Here is a 9,341-nt window from a genome sequence, read left to right as displayed (position 1 = left end):
TCCGACGGTTCGCCGCAACACGCGACCTGATTCCCACGACGCCTCCGAGCACGTCCCGGACGACCTGCCGGCCGGTCCGGAGGCGCACCCACGGGCGCCGCCCGCGAGCACAGGATAGGGCTGCGAGCGGACCGTGGAGGTGCGTGCTCGCGCTGCGGTGGGACGATCAGGACATGCTGGACGCCCTTTCACCCGTTCGGCGCTCTGCGGGCGCGGCGATCCTCGCGCGCGTCGCCGGGCCCGACGCCGCGGCGACCCGCGCGCGCATCCACCACACCCCCGGTCCGCGCTGGTTCGAGGAGACCTCGCCGGTCCGGCGCGTCCACGGCGACGCCTCGATGTTCGTCGGCGGCCTGCGCGCCCTGCTGCTGCAGAGCCTGCACCCCCTCGCGATGGCGGGCGTCGCCGCGCACTCGGGGTACCGCGGGGACCCGTGGGGCAGGCTCCAGCGCACGTCGACCTTCATCGCGACGACGACGTTCGGCACGGCGGACGACGCGCAGCGTGCCGTCGACGCCGTCCGAGCGGTGCACCACCGCGTGCGCGGGACGACCCCGGACGGGCGGCCGTACGCCGCGGGCGACCCGCACCTGCTGCGGTGGGTGCACGTCGCGGAGACCGAGAGCTTCCTGGTCGCGCACCAGCTGTTCGGTGCGGACCCGCTCGACCGCGCGAGGTGCGACGAGTACGTGGCGCGGGCGGGCGACGTCGGTCGTCGGCTCGGGGTCGAGGACGTGCCGCTCTCCTGGGTCGAGCTGGAGGCGGCGATCGCCGCCTACCGGCCGGAGCTTGCCGTGACGCCCGCCGCGCTCGACGCGGCGCGCTTCCTCCTCGTGGAGCCGCCGCTGCCCGCCGTGGTCAGGCCGGTCTACGCCGGGCTCGCGGCGGCCGCCCGCGCGTCGCTGCCGCCGTGGGCGAGGGAAGGGCTGCCGCCCGTGCGGCTCGTGCCGCCGGCGCAAGCCGGGCCTGCGGGGGCGGTCGTCACGCGCGCGATCCGGTGGGCGCTCCCCGCCCCGTGAGCTCCGCAGCCGTCGCGCGCGCGGCGCTCGTGGCGCCCGTCGTACGCGTCCTGCGCGGCCGGTGTCGTGCTCAGCCGTCGTCGCGGTGCCGGCGGAAGTCGTCGAGGTCGGCGTTGAGGCGTGCGAGGAGCTCGGCGAGCAGCGACCGGTCGAGCCGTGACCACCCCCCCAGCACGTCGGCGTACAGGGCCGCGCGCGTCGCACGGTGCCGCGCGAGCTCGTCGAGGCCCTCCGGGGTCGGCTCGACGAGCACCGCCCGGCCGTCGTGCGGGTCGCGCACGCGGCGGACGTGGTCCGCACGGTCGAGCGCGACGACCTGGCGTGTCACCGTCGAGGCGTCGAGGCCGAGCCGGGCGGCGAGCGCGTTGACGTTCTGCGGGCCGTGCGTGGCGAGCGTCTGCAGGAGCAGGTAGCCCGACCGGTCGAGCGTGCCGGTGCGCGCACCCCCGCGAGCGGTCCCGGGGGACCCCGACGCCGAGGTGCGCTCGGCCCGGCGCAGCAGCTGGGCGACCTCGAGCTCGATCGCGGCGACGACGTCCCGTGCCGCGTCGTCGCCGACCGGGTTGTTTCCTCGAGCAACATACATAGGTGTATTCTACAGGGAAGTACCTGCTAGATACAGTTAATTACGGAGAGCGAGCACCACGTGGCCTCGACACGCGACGAGCCGAACCGCACCGCCATCTACGCCACCGCCCTGACCGCGTTCTTCGCGATCGCCGGCATCGCCGTCGTGGACCCGATCCTGCCCGTCATCGGCGCGGAGATCGGGGCCTCGACCTGGCAGATCGAGCTGCTCTTCACCGCGTACATCGCGGTCATGGCGCTCGGGATGATCCCAGCCGTCCTGGCGACCGGGCGCTTCGGCTACAAGAAGATCCTCGTCGCGGGCGTGTCGCTCGTCGCCGTCGCGGCGGTGCTCGCCGCGCTCAGCACGACGATCGGTCAGCTCGCCGCGCTGCGCGGGCTGTGGGGTCTGGGCAACGCGATGTTCTTCGCGACGGCGATGGTCCTGCTCGTCTCCCTCGCCAACGACCGCGAGTGGGTCGTCGCGCTGTTCGAGACGTGCGTGGGGCTCGGGTTCGCCGTCGGACCGCTGCTCGGCGGCCTGCTCGGCGGCATCTCGTGGCGCGTGCCGTTCCTCGTGTGCGGCGTCTTCATGGTCGTCGCGCTGCTCGTCTCGGTGACGCGGCTGAAGGACCCCGTGGAGAAGCCGGCGCCCCTGCGCGTCGGCCAGGTGTTCCGGCTCTTCCGCAAGCCCGGTTTCCTCGCCCTGTCCGCCGTCACCGCGGCGTACAACTTCTGCTTCTTCGTCGTCCTCGGCTACACGCCCGTGTTCCTCGGCCTCGACGTGATCCCGCTCGGCCTGGTGTTCACCGCGTGGGGCGTCGGCCTCGCGGTCGGGATCCTCGTCGTCGGGCACCGCCTCGCGCACCGCGTCGGTGCCGTGCAGACGCTCGGGATCGCGATCCTCGGGGTGCTCGTCGCGCTCGTGCTGCTCGCGCTCGACGTCGGTACCGCCGGGTCGGTCGTGGTGCTCGTCCTCGCGGGCGTGTGCATGGGCATCGCGAACGCCAACCTCACCGACCTGTCCCTCGCGCTCGGGGACCCCGACCGGCGCGTGACGACGGGCGCGTTCAACCTCGTGCGCTGGGGCTTCGCCGCTCCCGCGCCCGTCATCGCCGGGCTGCTGCACCCCGTCTCGGCGACGGCGCCCTTCTGGGTCGGCGCGGGCGTGCTCGTCGTCGGGGTCGTCGTGTTCCTCGCGACGGCGCACCGCATGGCCGGCGAGCTCGGGGAGCGCGTCCTGTGGTCGCGCTGGGACCGGCGTGCCCGCGCCGTCGAGGGGACTCCCGAGGAGGCGCTCGGCGAGGTGTGACGCCGCCGCAGGCAACGGTCGCGGCCGGCGTCCGACGGGCGTCAGCCGCGCGCGTCGGCCTCGGCGCGCGCCGCGTCGGCCAGCGCGACGATCCCGCGCACGAGCGCGCGCAGGTCGTCGAGGTCGAGACGCTCCAGGAGGTGCTGCGTCGGCTCCTCGCGCGCCGCCAGCCGACGGACGGCCTCCGCCCCGCGGCCCGTCGCCGCGACGAGGCGCACGCGCCCGTCGGTCGGGTCGGGGCGGCGTTCGGCCATCTCCGCCGTGACGAGCCGGTCGACGATGCCCGAGACCGTCGCCGCGGAGACGCCGAGGACCTCGGCGAGATGGTGGGCGCCCGACGGCCCGTCGAGCTGCAGGACGGCGAGCGCGCGCAGCTGCTGCACGGTGAGCGGGGTCGTGAGGATCGGCTCGAGCCGCTGCGCGAGGAAGATCTCGCTGAGCACGTCGCCGGCCTCCTCCACGCGGCCGACGAGCACGCGGCGCTCGTCGGCCTGCTCGTCGCGCCCCGCGTCCTGCCGCTCGACGGCGCGGTCGGTGTGCTCGTCTCCCACGACGTGACCGTACCCGGAACTCCGCACGGATGCTTAGCGTTAGGCTAACGATCGACGACGGCGTCGAAGTCCCTTCTCCTCCGATCTTCCTCGCTGCCTGGAGGCACCGTGTCCCGACTCGCCCGCACGTCGCTCGCGAACCGAGCCGTCGTCGCCCTCGTCACGGTCGCGGCAGCGATCTTCGGCGTGGTCAGTCTCGGCTCGCTCAAGCAGGAGCTCATCCCGTCGTTGCAGATCCCGGCGGCGGCCGTCGTCGCCGTCTACCCGGGCTCCGCGCCGGAGATCGTCGAGGACCAGGTCACCGAGCCGCTCGAGGCGGCGGTCCAGGGCGTCGACGGCGTCGCCGGCATCAGCTCGACCGCGTCGACGAGCCTGTCCGCCACCACCGTCGAGCTCGACTACGGCACCGACATGGACGCGGCGGCCCAGCAGCTCCAGACCGCGGTCACGCGCATCCAGTCCCAGCTCCCGGCCGACGTCGAGCCGCAGGTCGTCACGGGCTCGATCGACGACCTCCCGGTCATCCAGCTCGCGGCCGCGGGGGCCGAGGGCGGCGACGAGCTCGACGCGGCCGAGCTGGGCTCCGTCGTCGAGTCCGTGCTCGTGCCGCGGCTCGAGGAGATCGACGAGGTGCGCTCCGTCGCGGTGACCGGCATCGCCGACCGCGAGGTGCGCGTCGACCTCGACCCGCAGGCGCTCGCCGCGGCGGGCGTCTCGTCCGCCGACGTCTCCACGCTCCTCGACGACAACGGCGTCCAGATCCCCGGCGGCACCGTGACCGAGGGCGACACCGAGCTCACGGTCCAGATCGGCTCGCAGATCACGAGCGTCGACGAGCTCGCGGCGCTCCCGCTGCAGGGCGCGGCGGGCGTCGTGCCGCTGGGCGACGTCGCCGACGTCGCCGAGGTCGACGCCGACGCGACGTCGTACTCCCGGCTCGACGGCGAGCCGTCGCTCGCGATCGCCGTGACCAAGACCCCTGCGGGCAACACGGTCGAGATCTCGCACGCCGTCCAGGACGCGCTCGGCGACCTCGACGAGGCGCTCGCCGACCAGGGCGTGCGCGTCGCCGTCGTGTTCGACCAGGCGCCGTTCATCGAGGAGTCGATCGAAGGCCTCGCGACCGAGGGCGGGCTCGGCCTGCTGTTCGCCGTCGTGGTCATCCTCCTGTTCCTCGCGTCCCTGCGCTCGACCCTCGTGTCGGCGATCTCCATCCCGCTGTCGCTGTGCGTGACGTTCATCGTCATGAACGCCACGGGCTACACGCTGAACATCCTCACCCTGGGCGCGATGACGGTCGCGATCGGCCGCGTCGTCGACGACTCCATCGTCGTGATCGAGAACATCAAGCGGCACCTGTCGTACGGCGAGCCGAAGCGCGAGGCCATCCTCACGGCCGTCCGGGAGGTCGGCGGGGCCATCACGTCCTCGACGATCTGCACGGTCGCGGTGTTCGCACCGATCGCGCTCGTCGGCGGCATGGTCGGCGAGCTCTTCCGGCCCTTCGCCGTCACGGTCGCCATCGCGATGCTCGCCTCGCTGTTCGTCGCGCTGACCATCGTGCCGGTGCTCGCGTACTGGTTCATCAAGCCGCCGAAGGGCGTCGTCGAGCACGACGGCTCGGAGGAGTCCGTCGCCCGCGCGGCCGAGGTCGCCGAGCGCACGCGCGCCGAGGCCGAGGCGAAGGAGCGCCGCGGCATCTGGCAGCGCGCCTACATGCCGACGCTGCGGGCCTCGCTGCGCCGCCCGGTCGTCACGCTCGCGGTCGCCGTGCTCGTCCTCGTCGGGACGCTCGCGCTCGTGCCGCGCCTCGAGACGAACTTCCTCGGCGACTCCGGCCAGGACACGCTCACCGTCACCGAGTCGTTCGAGCCCGGCACGACGCTCGCCGCCCAGGACGAGGCGGCGCGCGCCGTCGAGGACGCGCTGCTCGGTCTCGACGAGGTCGAGACCGTCCAGACGACGGTCGGCCAGGGTGACGTCGCCGCGGCGGCGTTCTTCGGCGGCGGTTCGACGCCGCAGGCGAGCTTCGCCGTGACGCTGGCCGACGACGCCGACGGCACCGCGGCGCAGGACACGATCCGCGACGCCGTCGCCGACCTCGGCACCGACGCCACCACCGAGATCACCGTCGCGGGCGGCGAGGCGCTCATGGGCTCCTCGACCGTCGACCTCGTCGTGCGGACCACCGACCCCGACACGCTCGCCGCCGCCGCGCAGCAGGTCCAGGAGGCGGCAGCCGCGACCGACGGCGCGATCGAGGTCACGAACAACCTCGCCGCCGAGCAGTCGACCGTGCAGGTGAGCGTCGACCGCGACGCCGCCACCGCCGCGGGCCTGACCGAGACCCAGCTCTCCGGGCTCGTCGCCTCGGTCATGTCGCCGATGCCGGTCGGGAGCGTCGACCTCGGCGACGGCCCCGTGGACGTCGTCGTGTCGCAAGGCGAGGGGCCGGCGACGGTCGCCGAGCTCGAGGCGCTCGTCATCCCGAGCGCCGCCGGACCCGTGCCGCTGACGTCCGTCGCGACGATCGAGGAGGTCGCCGTCCCGACGTCGATCACGCGCCTCGACGGCGAACGCAGCGCGACGGTCTCCGTGACGCCGGCGGGCCAGGACCTCGGCTCGCTCACCGCCGCGCTCACCACGACGGTCGACGAGCTCGACCTGCCCGCGGGCGCGTCGGTGGAGATCGGCGGCGTCGCCGCCCAGCAGGAGGACGCGTTCGCCGACCTCGGCATGGCGCTGCTCGCCGCGATCCTCATCGTCTACGTCGTGATGGTCGCGACGTTCCGCTCGCTCGTGCAGCCGCTCATCCTGCTCGTCTCGGTGCCGTTCGCCGCGACCGGTGCGCTCCTCCTGCTGCTCGCGACGTCGACGCCGCTCGGCGTCCCGTCTCTCATCGGGATGCTCATGCTCATCGGCATCGTCGTGTCGAACGCGATCGTGCTCATCGACCTCATCAACCAGTACCGAGAGCGCGGGCGCTCGCTCGACGACGCGGTGCTGGAAGGGTCGCGCAAGCGTCTGCGTCCGATCGTCATGACCGCGCTCGCGACGATCTTCGCGCTCACCCCGATGGCGTTCGGCATCACGGGCGGCGGCGCGTTCATCTCCCAGCCGCTCGCGCTCGTGGTCATCGGCGGGCTGATCAGCTCGACGCTGCTCACGCTCGTCGTCGTGCCGGTGCTGTACCTGCTCGTCGAGCGCCGCGGCGAGAAGCGCCGGGCTCGTCGGGCGGCGAAGGCTCAGGAGTCGGTGCGCGTGGAGTCCGAGACGGTGGGGGCGGCGCGGGCGTAGTCCCCGGGTCCCGGGGTTCCGGGTCCGGTCCGGTCCGCGGGCGGTGCGACGTCGGTGCTCGGGCTGGCCGCGCCGTCACCTCCGGCGGTCGGCTGTCCGCTTCAGGAGCGCGGCCTTGACGCCCTTCGCATCCGACGTCGCACCGCCCGCTCGTCCTTCGTCTCGCCATCCCGGTGCCCCCGAACGCGAGGAAGTACGCCAGTAGCGCGGGGTAGTACCGGGGCAGCGCGGGGTAGTACCGCGGTCGCGCGAGGTAGTACCGGTGTAGCGCGGGGTAGTACCGGGGCAGCGCGGGGTAGTACCGCGGTCGCGCGGGCGAACCCTGGTCGCGGTCGTCCGCGGCCAGGGTTCGCTGCCGTCAGGCCGTGAGGCCCGCGAGGGTGGCGAGGCGCTCCCACGAGCGGTGGAGGCCGAGTGCCGTGCGGAGCGTGCGCGCGAGGTCGGAGGGGTCGGCCGCTGCGTCGTTCGTCGTGACGTCGGGTGCGGCGGTGTCGATGCCGGCCGCCGTGAGGACGTCCTGGCCGTCGCCGACGGCGGCGATCGCCTTGCCGTGCCGGAACGCCTCCTGCAGGAGGACGGCCGTGCGCGGGTCGGTGCCGATCGGTGTCCCTGCGGTGCCGTCGGCGACCACGACGGCGTCGTACTCGATCGAGCGCGTCGTGAGGATCGTGCGGTCCACGGTCTCGGACGTGCCGCCGGACGTCACGTCACCGCCGTGGGCGGCGACGACGCGCACGACCACCTGATCGTCGCCCAGCGCCGACCGCAGGGCGTCCACCACGCCCAGGTCCCCGCCGTCGGACACGAGGACGCCGACGACGCGGCCGTCGACACGACCCGGCTCCTGCGGCACCTGCGAGAGCGCAGGGGAGGGGACGGCGTCGGGCACCTCCGCGTCCGGTGCGGGCAGACCGAGTCCGGCCGCGACGCGCGTCGCGAGCTCGGCGTCCACCTGCGCGAGGCTCGCCAGCATGCGCTCGCGGACCTCGGCGCGACGGCACTTGCCGAGCTCGAACGTGTACGCCTCGACCTCGTGCGCGTGCTCGACCGGCGTGAGCGAGAGCCAGAACAGCCGGGCCTGCGTGAAGTGGTCCGCGAACGAGACGGGGCTCTGCCGGACCTTCGCGCCGTCGACCGGCGTGGCGATCGTGACGAAGCCGTCCTCCGGCGAGGCGAGCGGACGGTCGTCGTCGATCGCGTTGGGCTTGTACGCGACGATCCCCTCGTGCACGGCGGTCTGGTGCATGCCGTCGCGCAGCATGTCGTTCACGGGCGCGTGCGGGCGGTTGATCGGGAGCTGCGCGAAGTTGGGACCCCCGAGGCGCGAGAGCTGCGTGTCGAGGTACGAGAAGAGCCGGCCCTGCATGAGCGGGTCGTTCGTGACCTGGATGCCGGGGACCAGGTGGTCGACGTGGAACGCGACCTGCTCCGTCTCGGCGAAGTAGTTCGTCGGGTTGGCGGTCAGCGTGAGGACCCCGACGCGCTGCACCGGGCACAGCTCCTCCGGGACGATCTTCGTCGGGTCGAGCAGGTCGATGCCCTCGAAGGTCTCCTCAGGGGTGTCGGGCATGACCTGCAGCCCGAGCTCCCACTGCGGGAACGCTCCGGCGTCGATCGCGTCGGCGAGGTCGCGGCGGTGGAAGTCGGGGTCGGCGCCCTGGGCGATCTGCGCCTCCTCCCACACGAGCGAGTGCACGCCGAGCACGGGCTTCCAGTGGAACTTCACGAGCGACGTCGTCCCGTCGCTCGCCTCCAGGCGGAACGTGTGGACCCCGAAGCCCTCCATCGTGCGGTAGCTGCGCGGGATCCCGCGGTCCGACATCGCCCACATCGCCATGTGCGTGGACTCGGTGTGCGAGGAGATGAAGTCCCAGAACGTGTCGTGCGCGCTCTGCGCCTGGGGGATCTCGCGGTCGGGGTGCGGCTTGCCCGCGTGGATGACGTCGGGGAACTTGATCGCGTCCTGGATGAAGAAGACGGGGAGGTTGTTCCCGACGAGGTCGAACGTGCCCTCGGCGGTGTAGAACTTCGTCGCGAACCCGCGGACGTCACGCACCGTGTCGGCCGAGCCCCGCGAACCCAGCACGGTCGAGAAGCGCACGAAGACGTCGGTCTCGCGGTCCGCCTCGGCGAGGAACGCCGCCCTCGTGACGCTCGCCGCGTTGCCGTAGGCGCGGAACGTGCCGTGCGCCCCCGCGCCGCGCGCGTGCACCACGCGCTCCGGGATCCGCTCGTGGTCGAAGTGCGTGATCTTCTCGCGGAAGTGGTGGTCCTCCACGAGCAGCGGACCGCGCGGCCCGGCCTTCAGCGAGTGGTCGGTGTCGTCGACCCGCAGCCCCTGGGCCGTCGTCAGCCGGTCGCCGGCCTGGGCGCGCGGGTCCGGGCCGCCCGGCTGCCACGGGCATCCCGTCGCGCTCCGCGGCGCGGGCGAGGCGTGGCGGCCCTCGTCGTGCTCGTGGTGTCGCGTGCCGTGCGCCTCCGGCGCCGTCGGCCGCTGCTCGTCCCTGGTGGTGTCGTCGGTCATGGTGGCGAGCCCTTCCGCTAGGTGAGCCTCCACCCTGCGAAGCGGAGGCGTCGCTCGCACGCCGCGACGAC

Annotated in this window: 6 protein-coding genes; 3 read left to right on the top strand and 3 right to left on the bottom strand. The window is 73.5% G+C overall.

The window, feature by feature from the left end; all coding sequences use genetic code 11:
• The first annotated feature begins 173 nt into the window (after window positions 1-173).
• A complete protein-coding gene (locus NFS20_RS04120; RefSeq protein ID WP_251150445.1) occupies window positions 174-1,019 on the top strand; it encodes an oxygenase MpaB family protein in 846 nt (281 codons plus the stop codon).
• Between the two features lie 70 nt (window positions 1,020-1,089).
• Here the strand turns inward: NFS20_RS04120 and NFS20_RS04115 are convergent, their stop codons facing one another.
• On the bottom strand, window positions 1,090-1,605 hold the full coding sequence (locus tag NFS20_RS04115; RefSeq protein ID WP_251150444.1) for a MarR family winged helix-turn-helix transcriptional regulator: 516 nt from the start codon (window positions 1,603-1,605) through the stop codon (window positions 1,090-1,092).
• Between the two features lie 60 nt (window positions 1,606-1,665).
• Between NFS20_RS04115 and NFS20_RS04110 the strand changes: the two genes are divergently transcribed.
• The gene (locus NFS20_RS04110; RefSeq protein ID WP_251150443.1) at window positions 1,666-2,898 is read left to right on the top strand and encodes an MFS transporter; all 1,233 of its coding nucleotides are present in this window, start codon (window positions 1,666-1,668) and stop codon (window positions 2,896-2,898) included.
• A 41-nt stretch (window positions 2,899-2,939) separates the two neighbouring features.
• Here the strand turns inward: NFS20_RS04110 and NFS20_RS04105 are convergent, their stop codons facing one another.
• Complete coding sequence (locus NFS20_RS04105) at window positions 2,940-3,449, bottom strand: MarR family winged helix-turn-helix transcriptional regulator (protein WP_251150442.1); 510 nt, start codon at window positions 3,447-3,449, stop codon at window positions 2,940-2,942.
• Between the two features lie 108 nt (window positions 3,450-3,557).
• On the opposite strand from NFS20_RS04105, the gene NFS20_RS04100 reads away from it, so the two are divergent.
• Window positions 3,558-6,746 (top strand): efflux RND transporter permease subunit, encoded by a 3,189-nt coding sequence (locus tag NFS20_RS04100; protein WP_251150441.1) that lies wholly within the window; start codon window positions 3,558-3,560, stop codon window positions 6,744-6,746.
• Window positions 6,747-7,104: 358 nt separating this feature from the next.
• Here NFS20_RS04100 and NFS20_RS04095 read toward each other — a convergent pair whose 3' ends face one another.
• Window positions 7,105-9,270, bottom strand: a complete 2,166-nt coding sequence (locus NFS20_RS04095; RefSeq protein WP_251150440.1) for a catalase — start codon at window positions 9,268-9,270, stop codon at window positions 7,105-7,107.
• Window positions 9,271-9,341 lie beyond the last annotated feature (71 nt).

The sequence above is a fragment of the Cellulosimicrobium sp. Marseille-Q4280 genome (genome assembly GCF_943181405.1).
Lineage (GTDB): Bacteria > Actinomycetota > Actinomycetes > Actinomycetales > Cellulomonadaceae > Cellulosimicrobium.
The sequence above is the reverse complement of the archived record's forward strand: the minus strand, read 5'-3'. Positions and strand labels throughout refer to the sequence as shown.

Bases quoted from the DNA above. Each gene is read 5' to 3' on its own strand.
- NFS20_RS04120 (WP_251150445.1), top strand. From the start codon at position 174: ATGCTGGACGCCCTTTCACCCGTTCGGCGCTCTGCGGGCGCGGCGATC.
- NFS20_RS04115 (WP_251150444.1), bottom strand. From the start codon at position 1,605: ATGTATGTTGCTCGAGGAAACAACCCGGTCGGCGACGACGCGGCACGG.
- NFS20_RS04095 (WP_251150440.1), bottom strand. From the start codon at position 9,270: ATGACCGACGACACCACCAGGGACGAGCAGCGGCCGACGGCGCCGGAG.